This is a genomic window from Pantoea sp. B550 (assembly GCF_024158165.1).
GTDB lineage: Bacteria > Pseudomonadota > Gammaproteobacteria > Enterobacterales > Enterobacteriaceae > Pantoea > Pantoea alfalfae.
Window position 1 is genome coordinate 3,693,510 of record NZ_JAMYXI010000003.1, and the last position, 15,431, is coordinate 3,708,940.

The window sequence follows — 15,431 nt, forward strand, 5'->3', positions numbered from 1 at the left end:
GGGAATCAGGTCAGAAGAGGAAAGCGTCTCGCGCTATGGACAAAAACGCCAGGCGTTTTTGAACAACGCAACGTGTTGGCCCGTTAACGGGCGCACCTCAGGGATGAGGTGCGTAATCGCGCGGGCCGAACATGTCAGGGATGACGGGTTTTGCGACTTTCCGATCTGACCCCGTTTCGTGCGCAACGCTCCCTGTTAAAGCAAAACAGACCTTTCTTTTCAGGTCTTCGGCCGGGAAAGCGCCTTCGTAATTACCAGCTTTTATACTCCCTATCGCGCCACCCGTAATCCACCCTCAACACCGCGGCTGAACACAATCTGCCACAGCTGAATATCGCGCGCCCGGAAGGCACCGGCACAGGCATTGAGATAATAGGAGAACATTCGCTTAAAGCGTTCGCCATAGTTGTCTGCCAGCGCCGGCCAGGCCTGCAAAAAGCGCTCATGCCAGGCCATCAACGTTTTGTCGTAATCGGCCCCGAAGTTATGCCAGTCTTCCAGAATAAAATGGGGCTCGCTGGCATCCGCCACGTGACGCACTGAAGGCAGGCAGCCGTTAGGGAAGATATATTTGTCAATCCAGGGATCGACGCTCATATCGGTTTTAATCGCGCCAATGGTGTGAAGAAGGAAAATACCATCAGGTTTTAAATTACGATCAACCACATCAAAATAGGTGGCGTAATTCTTTGGCCCGACATGCTCGAACATGCCTACTGAAACGATGCGATCAAACTGCTCATTCAGATCGCGATAATCCTGCAACAGAATCGTGACATCTAATCCGCTACAGCGCTGCTGCGCCAGTTTCTGTTGTTCGGCGGAAATCGTCACGCCATGCACTTTAACGCCATAATGACGTGCGGCAAATTCCGCGAGTCCGCCCCAGCCACAGCCGATATCCAGCAGCGACATTCCCGGTTCCAGCGCTAATTTACGGCAAATCATATCCAGCTTGGCTTCCTGCGCCGTCGCCAGGGTCGTGGCCTCTTTCCAGTAGCCACAGGAATATTGCATATAGGGGTCAAGCATCAGTGAAAAGAGATCGTTACCCAGGTCGTAATGCTCTTTACCGACAATCCAGGCCCGCTTTTTCGACTGCAGATTGGTTAAGCGGGCAGCGGCGATGCGCAGCGTATCTTTAAAGTGATGCGGGAGTTGCTGATCGAGTTTATGTTTAAGCACCTGATGGAAGAAAATATCCAGCCGGTCGCACTCCCACCACCCATCCATGTAGCTCTCACCGAGCCCAAGCGATCCTTCCTGCAGAACGCGCTTAAAAAAGCCGGGATGATTAATATGAATATCCCAGGGACGTGAACCATTAATTTCAATATCCGCTTTTTCCAGCATTTCGTGGACGATGCGATACCAATGGTTTTCTTCAGGGCTCACTGCTTCTGCATAAGATGAACTCATAGCTTTTCCACCACCTGTCCAATCTGAACCTGAACAAAGAGTAGTCAATTTTGTCAGGCATTGAGAAACGGTACGGATGATTCCGCACACCGGTTGACTGTGTGATACAGAGGACTGGAATAGCCTGCAGCAGGTCGGTCAGGCTAAGAATAACGCGCGCGAATACCGTCCCGGCAACAGGGTGCCAATCAGATTATTACGTTAGTATATTATTGATTTATTACAGGTTTGTTGACCCGAATGAGTATATTCTCACGCGGGTCAATATTCAATGACTTATTGTTAGGATGCTAACGAAAAAGTCAATGTGTCACTGGTTATCCTGGCAGGCAGGTTGCGGAGAGGCAACAACAGATTGTGCGCTTGCGGTACGCTGCATGGCGTAACCGAGTAGCGCCAGCAGAATCGTTACCGTCATTATCAGCGTAGTGGTAAACAGCGCCTGGGTTAATCCGGCAGAGACTGCCAGGCTTGCAGCGAAGCAGAGTCCGAGTTGTAAGGTGTTCTGCAATGCGGCCGCTTTACCGGTGGCGTGCGGGAAGGGCGTCAGCGCACTGGAAACCACAATCGGATAAATTGCGCCGTTAGCCAGCGCCATCCCACAGAACGGCACCATCAGGCTCACCAGCGTACTGTTGCCTGCAAGTGCAACAGCAAACAGCGCCAGAATGCTCAGGCTGTAGACGCCTAACAGCCAGGGGAGCAGCTGTGCGCCGTTAAAGCGGTTGAGCAGGGCGCGACAGCCAAATCCACCGATTAAAAAGGCGAGGGTCTGGGGTACATAACTCAGGCCGATATCGGCGGGCGAGAGACCCAGATCCGCCAGAATGAACGGCGATCCGGTCAGCCAGGCAAAGAAGCTGGCAGAACAGGCAGAGTAGATCAGCACGTTGCCGCTGTAGACCCGGGATTTCAGCAGGGTGAGAAAGCCGGGCTGTGCTCCTTTTTCGCGTGCTTCCGGGCGTACTGTGGGCAGACGCAGGGTGGTCAGAATCAACGCCACCGCAATCAGTGTCAGCACCAGAAAAATCGAACGCCAGTGGAAGTGACCGATCAGCCAGGCACCCAGCAACGGGGCCAGCGCCGGGGAGAGCGCAACCAGCGGCATAATCGTTGCAAAGACTTTGTTGGCGCGCGCGGCGGGGTAGCGATCCACCACCAATGCCTGCCAGCTCACGGCGGCAGCACAGACGCCAATGGCCTGCACAAAGCGCAGCGCCAGCATCAGAGTAATATCATTCACCCACAGCATGCCCGCACAGCCGACGCCAAACAGGGTCAGTCCGGCCAGCAGCACCGGCTTACGGCCGATGCGGTCGGAGAGCGGTCCCCAGAAAAGCTGACCCACGGCAAAGCCTCCCAGAAAGAGGCTCATACTGGCGCTAATCAGGCCGGGCGAGGTATTAAAGGTGTGCTGCATCGCACCAAAGGCGGGCAGATACATGTCAGTGGCTAAAAAGCCGAGCATGCTCAGCAGGGCAAGATAGGGCATAAATCCTTTATTCGACAGCATCTCATTCTCATTTTTGCAGGATAAACGCGGCAGAGTGTAAAAGGTGCGTTTGCCGCTGTGAAACGGTAATATTTGCCGGTTGCTGTTAAAATTTTTGAAGGCAGATTATGTGGTCAGAATATGCATTAGAGGTCGTTGACGCGGTTGCCCGAGGGGGCAGCTTCAGCGCAGCCGCGCAGGAGCTGCATCGGGTACCTTCTGCCATCAGCTATACAGTGCGTCAGCTGGAAAACTGGCTGGCGGTGCCGCTGTTCGAACGCCAGCATCGTGAAGTGGTGCTGACGCCAGCAGGCGAACATTTTGTCCGGGAAGGGCGCAGCGTCATCAAAAAAATGCTTGCTACACGGCGGCAGTGTCAGCAGCTGGCCAATGGCTGGCGCGGGCAGCTCAGCATTGCCGTTGACCGTATCGCCAAACCTCAGCGCACCCGGCAGCTGGTCAAAGATTTCTATCGCCACTTCCCCGATATGGAGCTGATCATCAGCTATGAAGTTTTTAATGGTGTCTGGGATGCGCTGGCCGATGGCCGGGTAGAAGTTGCGATTGGGGCCACCCAGGCAATTCCGGTGGGCGGACGGTTTGCGTTTCGCGATATGGGTACGCTCAACTGGCGCTGCGTGGTCGCGCCCGATCATCCGCTGACGCAGGCGAGCCAGATAGATGACGACACGCTGCGTAGCTGGCCGTCCCTGGTGCTGGAAGATACATCACGCGCACTGCCGCGTCGTATGACATGGACGCTGGATAACCAGCGCAGGCTGGTGGTGCCGGAGTGGCAAACCGGACTGGAATGCGTGCAGGCGGGCTTGTGCGTGGCGATGGTGCCGGGGCATCTGGCCAGGCCACTGCTCGACAGTGGCGAGCTGGTGGAGCTAACGCTTCCGGTAGCATTTCCGGACAGCCCCTGCTGCGTTAGCTGGGCCGAGGATCGCGCATCACCGGCGACAGGCTGGTTGCTCAGCTATCTGGGTGATGCGCAAACGCTTAATCAGGAGTGGTTAAGCGAGGATTAGCGGCGATAGTCGCGGAACGGACCATCGGTCACTGAACGGCGCTCAATCAGCGTCGGATGGACTTCAATCGTTTGTGACACTTCGCGCTTACTGGTGATGCGGTCGAGCAGCATATCCAGCGCCTTCTCACCCAACTGGGCTTTAGGCTGATGCACCGTGGTCAGGGCAGGGGCGAAATAGCGTGCGTTGCGCACATTGTCATAACCGATTACCGAAATATCCTGCGGCACGCGCAGACCCATCTCGTCGGCGGCGCAAATGGCCCCCATCGCCATGATGTCGCCGCCGCAGAAGACGGCGGTCGGGCGCTGCTTTTGCGACAGGATCTGCTGCATCGCCTGATAGCCCGACTCTGGCTCAAAGTCACCCTGCACAATCCACTCCGCGCGCGGCTGAATTCCCGCTTCTTCCAGTGCCTTCAGGAAACCGGCATGGCGTCCGCCGCCGGTATTGCGCTCCATCTGACCCGGAATGGCACCGATATCGCGGTGTCCGCGTTCAATCAGATAGCGTCCCGCCAGATAGCCGCCCTGGAAGGCATTATCGAGAACCGTATCGGTAAAGTCGGCGCGCGATTCGCCCCAGTCCATCACCACCATCGGGATATTGCGGTTCTCTTCCAGCATCTGCAGCAGATCGTCCGGATACTCAGAGCACATCACCAGCAGGCCATCGACACGCTTCTGCGCCATCATGCTGAGGTAGGCGCGCTGTTTTTGCAGGTCGTTATGCGCATTACCCAGAATCAGCGTATAGCCTTTATCAAAACAGTGATTTTCAACCGCCTCAATAATTTCAGCGAAATAGGGCGCTTCGCTGGAGGTGGCAAGCAGACCCAGCGTCTTGGTGTGGTTTACTTTCAGACTGCGTGCTACAGCGCTCGGCGAGTAGTGCAATTCTTTAATTGCCTGCCAGACCGCCTCGCGCGTCTCTTCAGCGACAAAGCGGGTTTTATTGATGACGTGCGAAACGGTGGTCGTTGAGACGCCAGCGCGTTTCGCCACATCTTTAATTGTTGCCATGAAAATCGGACTCCAGTGCTTACCTAACTCTATGATAAGCGTAATGTTAAACGTTTGCGTCTGCTCAGGGTTTTTTCCGCAAAAATGCGGCTTTTCTGGCCGGTAAACAGGCTTCTGGCGGAGAAAAAACGCCTCAAAAGATGCGCAAACGGAATCAGGGTTGCACGCGTTGCGCAACAAAGGCGAGATTCTAACAAGGCTGAACGGATAAAACGAGATTTTTACCGGACCCTGTGGGAAAATGCCATATCCCTACAAAGTGTGTGACTAAGGAGCAAACAATGAGTACCGATCTTAAACTGGCGTTAATGACCACTGTCGGCTGTCTGCTGATGATTGTGGCTTTCAGTTTTACCGCCATTCTGCACTAATAAAAAAAGCCGGGATAATCCCGGCTTTTTTCGGACTGTAGTGCTGCTCAGCGAATGGTTTTCGGCGTCATCACCCGACGGGCACCAATATAGTGGCGCTGCCAGTAATCTTCGCCTAATGCACTGATCTGAATATCTTTGCCGGTACGTGGCGACTGAATAAACTTGCCATCGCCCAGGTAAACGCCGACGTGGTCCGCCGTACCGCGACCGTTAATGCGGAAGAAGACCAGATCGCCTTTCTCCAGCGATTCACGCTTAATCGGTGCTGCGTCACGCAGGTGATACATCTCGTTAGCGGTACGCGGGATCTTAAACTTCACCAGATCTTTATAGGCATACCAGACCAGACCGCTGCAATCGAAACCAGTATGTGGTGAGGTGCCGCCCCACTGATACGGTTTACCCAACTGTCCCATCAGCTTCGTCATCGCGGTTTCTCGCGCTTTCTGGTAGCGCTGACGGTGTGATTTGCTCATTTTAATCGTGCCAGGTTCGCTGGTGGTGACCTCAGCGGTTTTCAGCAGGCGCTGATGACCATAGCGTTTTTTTTCTTTATTTTTTTCTTTGCTTTTGCTGATACGGGCGGTTTTAAGCGAGGTCTTCTTAGCAGGCGTCTGTTTAGCAGTGAGTTCGACTTTTTTCTGTTTTTTCGTTTTGAGTTTTTGAACAGGGCTGAGGCGAGTTTTTTTGGTCACCGTTTTTACCTGGCGACGCTTGCGGCGCTCATCATCGCGCGCACTCTTTTTTTCTGCTTTATGCGTACTGACGTTCACCGGCGTGTGCGGGGAAGCAGCAGCGACGTTGAAAAACAGTTGCGCAAAGGCCAGCATGAAAAGCGTAATGATTAAACGCATAGTCCGTTGATTAGTTAAGTTGTCAGGGCCACTACGCACCGCGACAAAGTTGAGATTAATCTGATCCAGGATCAGTGCCCAGGCCATTCTAGTCCAGTTCTTTTAAAAACTGTAATGCCTTTTAATATTAATCTTTGCAACCCATGCAATCGCGCTGAAAATGAACATTTTCAGCATCTTATCTCGACGAAATTATTACGAATTATTAAACTGTTACCAGCTGTTAATAATCAGGCATTCAGGCGTCCCGAGGCGGAACTTAACAATGATGGCGATTTAATCGGACAGCGGTAAAATCTCGTTTTCAGTCACGCTGCGAAGTCGCTACAATAAACAAACACGAAGTAACGAATTAAGGAAGGCAATTATGAGTACTATAGAAAAAATTCAGCGCCAGATCGCAGAAAACCCGATCCTGCTGTACATGAAAGGTTCCCCGAAACTGCCAAGCTGCGGTTTCTCTGCACAGGCGGTGCAGGCGCTGTCAGCCTGCGGTGAGCGTTTTGCTTACGTGGATATTCTGCAGAACCCGGACATTCGTGCCGAGATGCCGAAATTCGCTAACTGGCCGACCTTTCCGCAGCTGTGGGTCGATGGTGAGCTGGTTGGTGGATGCGATATCATCGTTGAGATGTTACAACGTGGTGAGCTGCAGACACTGATCAAAGAGACTGCAGAAAAGTTTAAAGAAGCAGAATAAAAAAAGGCCGACATCATGTCGGCCTTTTTCATTGTGGCATCCCTTATGCGGAGGCGCAGGCGTCTGCGTCGCCCTCGGCGAAGGGCAGTGGCCAGCCGCCTAACCGTTTCCAGCGGTTTACCAGCTCGCAGAACAGTGTCGCTGTCTGCTGAGTGTCATAGAGCGCAGAATGCGCCTGCGTACTGTCAAACTCCATTCCCGCCGCAATACAGGCTTTCGCCAGCACCGTCTGACCCAGCACCAGTCCGCTCAGGGCCGCAGTATCAAAGGTGGCAAACGGGTGAAACGGGTTGCGCTTCAGGCTGGCACGTTCTGCTGCCGCCGACATGAAATTCAGATCAAACGTGGCATTGTGCGCCACCATAATGGCGCGATTGCAGCCGCTGTCTTTAATACCCTTGCGGACCATTTTGAAAATGGCATGCAGTGCTTCATATTCACTGACTGCGCCGCGCAGCGGATTACTCGGATCGATACCGGTAAAGGCCAGCGCTTCCGGATGCAAAAGCGAGCCGACAAAGGGTTCGACGTTGAAATGCAGCGTCTGATCAATCTGAATCCATCCCTCTTCATCCATTTTCAGCGTGATAGCGGCAATCTCCAGTAACGCATCGGTTTGCGCATTGAAACCCGCGGTTTCAACGTCGATCACCACCGGATAGAAGCCACGGAAACGTTGATTGAGTGCATTAGGGGAATTCGATTCAGACATCAGGATCTCGTTGCAGAAAAAGGGCAGCGCGTATTATGGCAAAAAACAGGGCCGGGTGCAGCAGATGAAGCGCAGAGAAGGGGATTCAGCCCACCTGATCAGGCAGGCTGAGAGGCAGGTTTAGTTGCCCAAGCCGTTACCGGCATCTTTGTTTTCGATCAGTTCGATTTTGTAGCCATCGGGATCTTCAACAAAGGCAATAATGGTGGAGCCGCCTTTGACCGGGCCCGCTTCACGGGTCACATTGCCGCCATCTTTGCGGATACGTTCGCAGGCTGCTGCTGCGTCATCGACGCCCAGCGCGATATGACCATAAGCATTACCGAGGTCATATTTATCAACGCCCCAGTTGTAGGTCAGCTCGATCACCGCACCTTCGCTTTCGTCGGTGTAGCCCACGAATGCCAGGGTATATTTATATTCGGTGTTTTCACTCTGACGCAGCACGCGCATGCCCAGCACACGGGTGTAGAAATCGATTGAACGTTGCAGATCGCCAACGCGCAGCATGGTATGAAGTAAACGCATAACATCCTCTTTTAAATAAAACGCCATCGCCGGATGACCCAGGCGCTAAGTATAGCGACGAAAATCGCCATTGAATAATGGCTGCCGTCATCGTCCCGGACGGCAGCCCAAACGGATTACAGCGTCGGGTAGTCGATATAACCTTCCGCGCCGCCGCCGTAGAAGCTTTCCGGACGCTGTGGGTTGAGTGGGGCATCCTGCTGGAGACGCTCAACCAGATCCGGGTTAGCAATGTAATCACGACCAAACGCAACCGCATCGATCAGACCGCGACCAATCAGATCATCTGCTTTCTCAACGGTGTAGGCACCGGCACCAATGATGGCACCCGGGAAGAGATCACGCACTTTCTGACGGAATGCGTCGGTGTAAGGCTGACCACCGGCCCAGTCTGGCTCTGAGAGATGCAGATAGGCGATGTTGCGTTTTGCCAGCTCGCCAATGTACCACAGCGCCGCTTCTTCTTCGTCCGGACCGTTGTCCAGATTCTGGAAGCTGCCGATAGGCGAGACGCGGATACCAATACGATCGGCAGACCAGTTAGCGATCACCGCATCGACCACTTCCAGCGCAAAGCGACCGCGTTTTTCGATGCTGCCGCCATATTCGTCAGTACGCTGGTTTGAACCCGGCGCCAGGAACTGATGCATCAGGTAGCCATGCGCGGAGTGCAGCTCAAGCAGGTCGAAGTCTGCTTCACGTGCGTTCGCCGCAGCCTGACCAAAATCGGCTACGATCTGCTGGATCTCAGGCACGGTCAGTTCGCGCGGTACAGACGTGTCTTCGCGATAGACGCTGCCATCTTCAGCACGCAGTGACGTACGCGTACCCGCAGCAATGGCTGATGGCGCGACCGGTGCTTTGCCTTCCGGCTGCACGCTGTTATGCGAGATACGGCCGGTGTGCCATAACTGTACTGCGGTGTGACCGCCCGCCTGATGGACACCTTCGTTAATCACTTTCCATGCGGCAATCTGTGGTTGAGTATGCAGGCCTGGCGCACCGGCATAGCCTTTTGCCTGGAAAGAAATCTGGGTTGCTTCGGTGATGATCAGACCGGCGCTGGCGCGCTGACGGTAATACTCCGCCATCATCGGGGTAGGGATGTCGCCTGGCTCAATGCTGCGCAGACGGGTCAGCGGTGCCATAAATACGCGGTTTGGGACGGTAATTGCGCCAACTTTCAGCGGACGAAACAGCTGGGTACTCGCCATAATAGCTCCTGATTAGTAGACCAGTCGTCTACAAACACGTTTTTTAAAAATCAGTGGCTTTTAAGCCACTGCTCGATGGTACTCAGTGCCAGACGCAGTGGCTGCGCCTCGCGGGAAATTTTGCTCTGCAGGCTGGCGCCCAGCCACAGCAGCGACAGCAACTCAGCCATCTGCGCGGGGGGCTGCGGCAGGCTCAGCGACTCCTGCTGCTCTGCGGCAATCAGCGTCCGGGCATAAAGCGCGGTAATCTTTGCTGCACCCTGCTGCAGTGCATCACGCATCGGCTCAGAGAGATCGCACACCTCAGCAGAAACTTTCACGCCCAGACAACCAACGATGTGACCCTGCTGCACAAACAGCTCAACGGCAGCACGAAAATGGTTAAGCAGACGTTCACGCGGCGTGCCGTCTGTCTGGTTGAGCTGTAACTCCACATCCTGCAGGTAACGCACAAAGTAGCGTTCCAGTAACGCCACACCAAACGCTTCTTTAGATCGGAAGTAATAGTAGAAGGACCCTTTCGGCACCGCTGCCTGAGTCAGCAGTTCACTAAGGCCCATTCCGGTAAAGCCGCGTTGCAGACAGAGCTGTTCACCTGTCTGGAGCAGGTGTTCGCGGGTTTCATTGCGTTGTAGCGTCTTATTCATGGCAGAGAGAGTAGTAGACCGGTTGGTCTAATGCAACGCGGCACCGGGCATTTGGCACAGAGTGTTCATGCACCCGCTAAAGAAAAGGATAATTCTGACGGGGCATGGCTTAATTCCTGCGCAACCAGGCTACGCTTTTTACTGGACTGTTTATTCTGTGAATCCGGAGTCATGGTGGCCGAGCAGCTTGAGTTTTTCCCGGTTCCCAGCCCCTGTCGCGGCATCTGCCAGACGGATGCGCGCGGCTACTGCCTGGGATGTTTACGCAGCCGCGATGAGCGGTTCAACTGGCTGCGCTTCAGCGATGCGCAAAAGCGGGAGGTCATTCGTCTCTGTCAGCAGCGTCGTCTGCGCCTGCAGCGGCAGCAGAAAGGTGAGGAGCCACCTGAGCCACAACAGCCGGAGTTATTCTGACGACTTTCCGCTTTCCGTTATACTCTCTGACACATTAATTACAGCCAACGCGCAACAGGGAGAACGCCATGTTAGAACCGCAGGCCATCGCTTTACAGGGCCCCGATTTTTCACCGCTGGTTATGGGGTACTGGCGTCTGATGGAGTGGGGCATGTCGCCGCAGGAGCGGGTTGCGTTTATTGAGCACCATCTGAGGCTCGGCATTACTACCGTTGATCATGCGGACATTTACGGCGACTACCAATGTGAGGCGGCTTTTGGTGAGGCGCTGAAGCTGGCTTCCGGACTGCGCGATCAGCTTCAGATTGTGACCAAGTGCGGCATCGCTACCCGCGCCCGGCCTGAACATCAGATTGGGCACTACATTACCGACAAAAATCATATCCTGCAGAGTGCTGAAAACTCACTGCGTCATTTCCATACCGATCGTCTCGACCTGCTGCTGATCCATCGCCCCGATCCGCTGATGTCGGCCGATGAAGTGGCCGAAGCCTTTATGGCACTTCATCAAAGCGGCAAAGTGCTGCATTTTGGCGTCTCGAATTTCACGCCATCCCAGTTTTCACTGCTGCAATCCCGTTTGCCGTTCTCGCTGGTCACGAATCAGCTGGAGATTTCACCCGTCCAGCAAAGCGTGCTGCTGGATGGCTCGCTGGATCAGTGCCAGCAACTGCGCATTCGTCCGATGGCCTGGTCCTGTCTCGGCGGCGGACGCCTGTTTAACGATCCTCACTTCCAGCCACTGCGTAATGAACTGGAGGTGGTGCGGCAGGAAACCGGTGCGACCAGTCTGGAACAGGTGGTTTATGCCTGGATACTGATGCTGCCGTCGCAACCGCTGCCCATCATTGGTTCAGGCAAAGCGGCGCGGGTCAGCGAAGCCGCCGGGTCACTGAATTTGTCCCTGTCCCGGCAGCAGTGGTTCCGTATTCGAAAAGCGGCGCTGGGATTTGATGTGCCCTGAAGCGTAAAACTGCGTCAATCTTCGGCAAAATAGTGCAACAGCGGCCAGACTTATCTCAAACCCTGGGATACAAATGGAGTCACCATGAAAATGAAAGCAGTTGCGCTTTTTGCCCTAATCGCCTGCGGCTCAGCACAGGCTGCCAGCGAGCAGGTTACAATCCATCAGGTTACCGCTGAAGGAACAGGAAAATCGCTGGGCACCGTTAAGATTGACGAGACCCAGTATGGTCTGCAGTTTACGCCGGAACTGCAGGGACTGAAGCCGGGCATTCACGGTTTTCATGTCCATGCTAAAGGCAGCTGTGAGCCAGGCGAATCTGAAGGCAAAGTGGTCGCTGCCGGTGCGGCAGGCGGTCACCTTGATCCGGCTAACAGCGGCAAACATCTGGGGCCCTATGCTGAAGGGCATCTGGGCGACCTGCCCGCGATTTATGTCGATGAGAAAGGCAACGCCTCCTATCCGGTGCTGGCACCACGGCTGAAGTCGTTGAAAGAGATCAAGGGTAAAGCGCTGATGGTGCATGCTGGCGGGGATAATCATGCCGATCATCCTGCCCCGCTGGGCGGCGGCGGAGCGCGTTATGCCTGCGGCGTTATCTGAATTTCCGGGCGGCAGGCGATAGCCGCCCTTTTTTATCCCGCCTGTTTATGAATTGTTATACCATCCCTGACATTTCCCCCCTATGATATTGATTCAGGTAAGAAAGCGTGATGGGGAAAGGAGCAGGAAAATGAAATTCAAGGGCGCATTACTGCTGTGTCTGCTGCTGGTGGGATGCGATAAACCCAATGATACGCAACTGGTCACTGAAACCGGACGGGAGCTTCAGCGCACCATCGATACCAGTCCGATGCGTGTCACCTGTGAAAAGATTGCTAAAGGTCGTGAATGGCTCAGCCGCCACATGGTGCGCAAGCTGGAAGCGCAGGGATGCGATCAGGTCTTTCGCAGCGCAACTGAAACCAATTTTACTGACACCACGATCTATCGCCGCACCATGACTATGGTGTGCGGTGGCATTCATGGTCAGAGTTTCACCGGCACTGAACTGACACGCCGTTTTATCTTTTCACCTGATGAGAAAGCGCTGGTGATTGAACCGATGACCGAGATGGATAAAACCCGTTTTGAGGGCCATAAAACGCTGCAACAGCTGCAGGATGATTTTAACCGGCAACAGCAGCAGTATTGCCAGTAATCACTCCGGCACAGCCTGCTTCAGCTGTGCCAGTGAACAGCGTAACCGCCAGATAATCCCCGCCAGTTCGCTGGCCTCGTTGTTTTTCAGGGCCAGTAACGCGGTAATCGTCGCTTCCAGTTCCGTCAGCATCTGATCCAGCGAAATGTGCCGTACGCCGCGGCTGCTAATAATCTGCTGCAAATTCTGCAGGCTGTTATCGCGAAACGCCATCAGCGTTGCCGAACCGGCGCGCCATTCACGCAGCTGCCAGACGATATGCGAGCAGTTAAGCAGCACCACTCCCCAGCGCAGTAACCAGACACGCGCCTGCTCATCCCGGCTGTGACTGAGCTGGCTGATGCGATGGTAAATCTGCGATTCAAAGCGGCTCTCGCTGAGCCGTGGCCGTTGCCGCAGTTGATCGAGAAATGCCAGCCGCAGCGCCCGGATATGCCGCCGGCTGCGTCGCGCATCGGAGCTGGGCCGCAAAATCTGAAACGCCAGCCAGGCGAGCAGCACTCCGCAGACTTTGGCGATGTTATCGTTAAAAAAGTCCTGATAATCCCAGGTGGGCGGATTAGTCACCGCGATAAACGAGCCCATAAAGACGATGAACTGTCCCCACATCCCGGCGCGCTGTTTCTGCTGCAGTTTGAAGAGTTGCAGCGTCACCAGCAGCGGAAACAGAAACAGTAAAAACGGCCATAGCTGACCGATCTGCACCATCAGGCCAAACTTCATCACAAAACTAAATGCAAACAGCCACAGCAGCGTTTTCAGCAGCAGCGTGACGCTGCCGCCGGGTGAAGGGGCAGAGGCATAGAGCACGCAGGCAATGGCGGTCAGAGTGAGCGCCGAGGCCCCGGAAGACCATTGCGTATTAATCCAGAAGGCGCAGCCCAGTACAATCGCACAGAAGGTGCGCAGGGCGCTCCAGCCCGCTTCGGCACTGTCACTGTCACGCGCCAGCGCCGGAACCGGCGGCGGCTGAAAGCGGGTATCGGCATCGGCGCGATCCAGCAGGCGGATCCAGCGCAGCACGTTGAGGTACATCCAGCAGAAGTAGCGCAGCCGCTGACAAAAGGCGCGCTGCCGGTAGTCCCCCTCTGCCGCAGGCGTCACGCTACGCAGGATTTGCGCCAGACGATATTTATCACACGCCGGTTTCGCCAGCTCCGCCAGCAGTTGCTGCAGCGCCTCAAACAGCGCCTCTGGCGCGTCGGGCCAGTTCAGCAACATGCGGCGCAGGCTGGAGAGCACGCTGGTGAGTCGCAACTGCTGGTGCAGCACATAGTTCAGGACGTTGTTCTGTCGGCGAAAGCGGTAGTGGCTCCAGAACGCCTGAATCCGCAGCAGGTTCATGGTCAGGATCTGGCTGATGACGTTTTCATGTGCGGTGCGAATGGTGTCGCTGGTCGAGGGCTGCAGCAGTAACACCGCATGTTCCAGCAATCGCGCATGCATCTGTTTCAGGGAGGTAATCAGCGTTTCGCCATCGGAGGTGCTCGGCAGCACCATCATCATCAATCCAGCGCAAAGAATACCGGAGATCACCTCACAAACGCGTGCCTGGGCGATCGTCCACAGTGAGGTGATATCAGTGATATTGACGCTGCTGAAGGCGATAATAGCGGCGGTGTAGCCCGCCAGCGAAAAGGCGTAGGCAACGTTGTTCTGGTAGTGGTTTGCAATGCCAGTGCACAACGCCAGCCAGCCGGCAATCGCAAAGGTAAACAGCCAGGGTTCATTCAGGGTATGTCCGGCAATCAGCAGCGCGGCGCTCGCCCCAAGCAGACTGCCAACGATGCGGCCAAGACTTTTACTGATTGCGCCGCCAACGGTAGGAAAGCTGATTACCGCAGCAGAGGTCATTGCCCAGTAAGGTTCATCAAGATCCAGGCCATAGGCGATGCTCAGCGCCAGACACATCGCGATAGCATTCCGCAACGCATAGCGCCACTGACCGGCATTCGCCTTAATCCAGGGCAGTTGATCCCAGGCCAGCCACTGAACATTCATGGCTGGATGGTGATGGTGCAGCTGGTGCCTGCCACCAGATTGGCATCAACCGGTAGCGTATCGAGACGAATGCGCACCGGCACCCGCTGCGCCAGCCGTACCCAGGGCACATTGGGTTTGATATCGGGCACCAGGCCGCTGTCAGTCTCAATGCTCTGGTCATAGATAGCGCGGCCAATGCTGTCCACCTGGCCCTGCAGCTGCATGCCATTACTGTAAAGCACCACCTGCGCCGCCGCGCCTGTGTGAATATGGCGCAGCTTGGTCTCTTCGAAATAGCCTAAGACGTAGTAAGAGTGGCTGTCGACCAGCGCAAACAGGGGCGATCCCGCTGTCGCATAGTTGCCGGGACGAAGTGTCAGATTCGTGATCCAGCCATCAGTCGGTGCAGTAAGCGTCGTTTGCTGCAGATTCCAGCGCGCCCGCTCCAGCTCCGCCTGCGCGGCTTTGGCACTGGCGGCGGCGGCTTCCGCGCTTAAGCGTGCCGCATCAAGATCCTCGGCGGAGATGATGTTGCGCGGCAGGCTGCTGCGCCGGTGATATTCGTGCTGCGCTTTCGCCAGGTCCGCCTGCGCTTTGCTGAGCTGAGCGGCAGCGTTGTCGAGCGCAATCTGCCATGGCACCGGGTCCAGCGTTAACAGCAGCTGGCCCTGATGCACGAACTGATTGTCTTTGACTTTTAGTTGCGTAATCCGGCCCGACACCTGGGGCGTGATATCCACCAGCTCCGCCCGTACTTTCCCGTCACGCGTCCAGGGCGACTGCATGTAGTAGTTCCACAGCCAGCCAGCAGCCAGCAGCGCCAGCGCAAACACAATCAGCGTTGAGAAATATTTTACCGCGTTAAATTTCAT

Annotated in this window: 17 protein-coding genes; 7 read left to right on the forward strand and 10 right to left on the reverse strand. The window is 55.2% G+C overall.

The window, feature by feature from the left end:
* Positions 1 to 270 precede the first annotated feature (270 nt).
* Together cfa and punC are read right to left on the reverse strand one after the other, a co-directional pair.
* Positions 271 to 1,419, reverse strand: coding sequence for a cyclopropane fatty acyl phospholipid synthase (gene cfa / locus NIM72_RS20325; protein ID WP_161736475.1), 1,149 nt, complete (start codon positions 1,417 to 1,419; stop codon positions 271 to 273).
* A 310-nt stretch (positions 1,420 to 1,729) separates the two neighbouring features.
* Positions 1,730 to 2,932 (reverse strand): purine nucleoside transporter PunC, encoded by a 1,203-nt coding sequence (gene punC, locus NIM72_RS20330; RefSeq protein WP_161736476.1) that lies wholly within the window; start codon positions 2,930 to 2,932, stop codon positions 1,730 to 1,732.
* Positions 2,933 to 3,039: 107 nt separating this feature from the next.
* Between punC and punR the strand changes: the two genes are divergently transcribed.
* Positions 3,040 to 3,945: a DNA-binding transcriptional activator PunR gene (gene punR, locus NIM72_RS20335; protein ID WP_161736477.1), complete on the forward strand. Its 906-nt coding sequence runs from the start codon at positions 3,040 to 3,042 to the stop codon at positions 3,943 to 3,945.
* On the opposite strand, the gene purR is transcribed toward punR, so the two are convergent.
* Positions 3,942 to 4,967: an HTH-type transcriptional repressor PurR gene (gene purR / locus NIM72_RS20340; RefSeq protein WP_253421755.1), complete on the reverse strand. Its 1,026-nt coding sequence runs from the start codon at positions 4,965 to 4,967 to the stop codon at positions 3,942 to 3,944. The genes punR and purR overlap by 4 nt on opposite strands.
* Before the next feature lie 281 nt (positions 4,968 to 5,248).
* Between purR and NIM72_RS20345 the strand changes: the two genes are divergently transcribed.
* Positions 5,249 to 5,338: a YnhF family membrane protein gene (locus NIM72_RS20345; RefSeq protein WP_095707274.1), complete on the forward strand. Its 90-nt coding sequence runs from the start codon at positions 5,249 to 5,251 to the stop codon at positions 5,336 to 5,338.
* A 47-nt stretch (positions 5,339 to 5,385) separates the two neighbouring features.
* On the opposite strand, the gene NIM72_RS20350 is transcribed toward NIM72_RS20345, so the two are convergent.
* On the reverse strand, positions 5,386 to 6,195 hold the full coding sequence (locus tag NIM72_RS20350) for a C40 family peptidase (protein ID WP_161736478.1): 810 nt from the start codon (positions 6,193 to 6,195) through the stop codon (positions 5,386 to 5,388).
* A gap of 364 nt (positions 6,196 to 6,559) precedes the next feature.
* On the opposite strand from NIM72_RS20350, the gene NIM72_RS20355 reads away from it, so the two are divergent.
* Complete coding sequence (locus NIM72_RS20355) at positions 6,560 to 6,895, forward strand: Grx4 family monothiol glutaredoxin (RefSeq protein ID WP_253422150.1); 336 nt, start codon at positions 6,560 to 6,562, stop codon at positions 6,893 to 6,895.
* A gap of 43 nt (positions 6,896 to 6,938) precedes the next feature.
* Here NIM72_RS20355 and rnt read toward each other — a convergent pair whose 3' ends face one another.
* The 4 genes from rnt to NIM72_RS20375 all read right to left on the reverse strand — a co-directional run bounded on the left by rnt (position 6,939) and on the right by NIM72_RS20375 (position 9,996).
* Positions 6,939 to 7,607, reverse strand: coding sequence for a ribonuclease T (rnt, locus tag NIM72_RS20360; protein ID WP_161732548.1), 669 nt, complete (start codon positions 7,605 to 7,607; stop codon positions 6,939 to 6,941).
* Positions 7,608 to 7,727: 120 nt separating this feature from the next.
* Entirely contained in the window at positions 7,728 to 8,135 is a 408-nt protein-coding gene (gene gloA / locus NIM72_RS20365) for a lactoylglutathione lyase (RefSeq protein WP_008926200.1), read from the reverse strand.
* Between the two features lie 116 nt (positions 8,136 to 8,251).
* On the reverse strand, positions 8,252 to 9,349 hold the full coding sequence (locus NIM72_RS20370; protein WP_161732546.1) for an alkene reductase: 1,098 nt from the start codon (positions 9,347 to 9,349) through the stop codon (positions 8,252 to 8,254).
* A gap of 50 nt (positions 9,350 to 9,399) precedes the next feature.
* The gene (locus tag NIM72_RS20375; protein WP_222924102.1) at positions 9,400 to 9,996 is read right to left on the reverse strand and encodes a TetR/AcrR family transcriptional regulator; all 597 of its coding nucleotides are present in this window, start codon (positions 9,994 to 9,996) and stop codon (positions 9,400 to 9,402) included.
* A gap of 174 nt (positions 9,997 to 10,170) precedes the next feature.
* Between NIM72_RS20375 and NIM72_RS20380 the strand changes: the two genes are divergently transcribed.
* The 4 genes from NIM72_RS20380 (at position 10,171) to NIM72_RS20395 (ending at position 12,576) form a co-directional block, all read left to right on the forward strand.
* Positions 10,171 to 10,410: a DUF1289 domain-containing protein gene (locus NIM72_RS20380; protein ID WP_107320176.1), complete on the forward strand. Its 240-nt coding sequence runs from the start codon at positions 10,171 to 10,173 to the stop codon at positions 10,408 to 10,410.
* A gap of 68 nt (positions 10,411 to 10,478) precedes the next feature.
* Entirely contained in the window at positions 10,479 to 11,375 is an 897-nt protein-coding gene (locus tag NIM72_RS20385) for an aldo/keto reductase family oxidoreductase (RefSeq protein ID WP_161732542.1), read from the forward strand.
* An 84-nt stretch (positions 11,376 to 11,459) separates the two neighbouring features.
* Positions 11,460 to 11,978 (forward strand): superoxide dismutase family protein, encoded by a 519-nt coding sequence (sodC, locus tag NIM72_RS20390; RefSeq protein ID WP_161732540.1) that lies wholly within the window; start codon positions 11,460 to 11,462, stop codon positions 11,976 to 11,978.
* A gap of 130 nt (positions 11,979 to 12,108) precedes the next feature.
* Complete coding sequence (locus tag NIM72_RS20395; protein WP_161732538.1) at positions 12,109 to 12,576, forward strand: hypothetical protein; 468 nt, start codon at positions 12,109 to 12,111, stop codon at positions 12,574 to 12,576.
* Here the strand turns inward: NIM72_RS20395 and NIM72_RS20400 are convergent, their stop codons facing one another.
* Positions 12,577 to 14,577 carry an FUSC family protein gene (locus NIM72_RS20400; RefSeq protein ID WP_161732536.1) on the reverse strand — a complete coding sequence of 667 codons (2,001 nt, stop codon included), beginning with the start codon at positions 14,575 to 14,577 and terminating at the stop codon, positions 12,577 to 12,579.
* Complete coding sequence (locus NIM72_RS20405) at positions 14,574 to 15,431, reverse strand: HlyD family secretion protein (RefSeq protein ID WP_222924100.1); 858 nt, start codon at positions 15,429 to 15,431, stop codon at positions 14,574 to 14,576. The genes NIM72_RS20400 and NIM72_RS20405 overlap by 4 nt, the downstream gene beginning before the upstream one ends.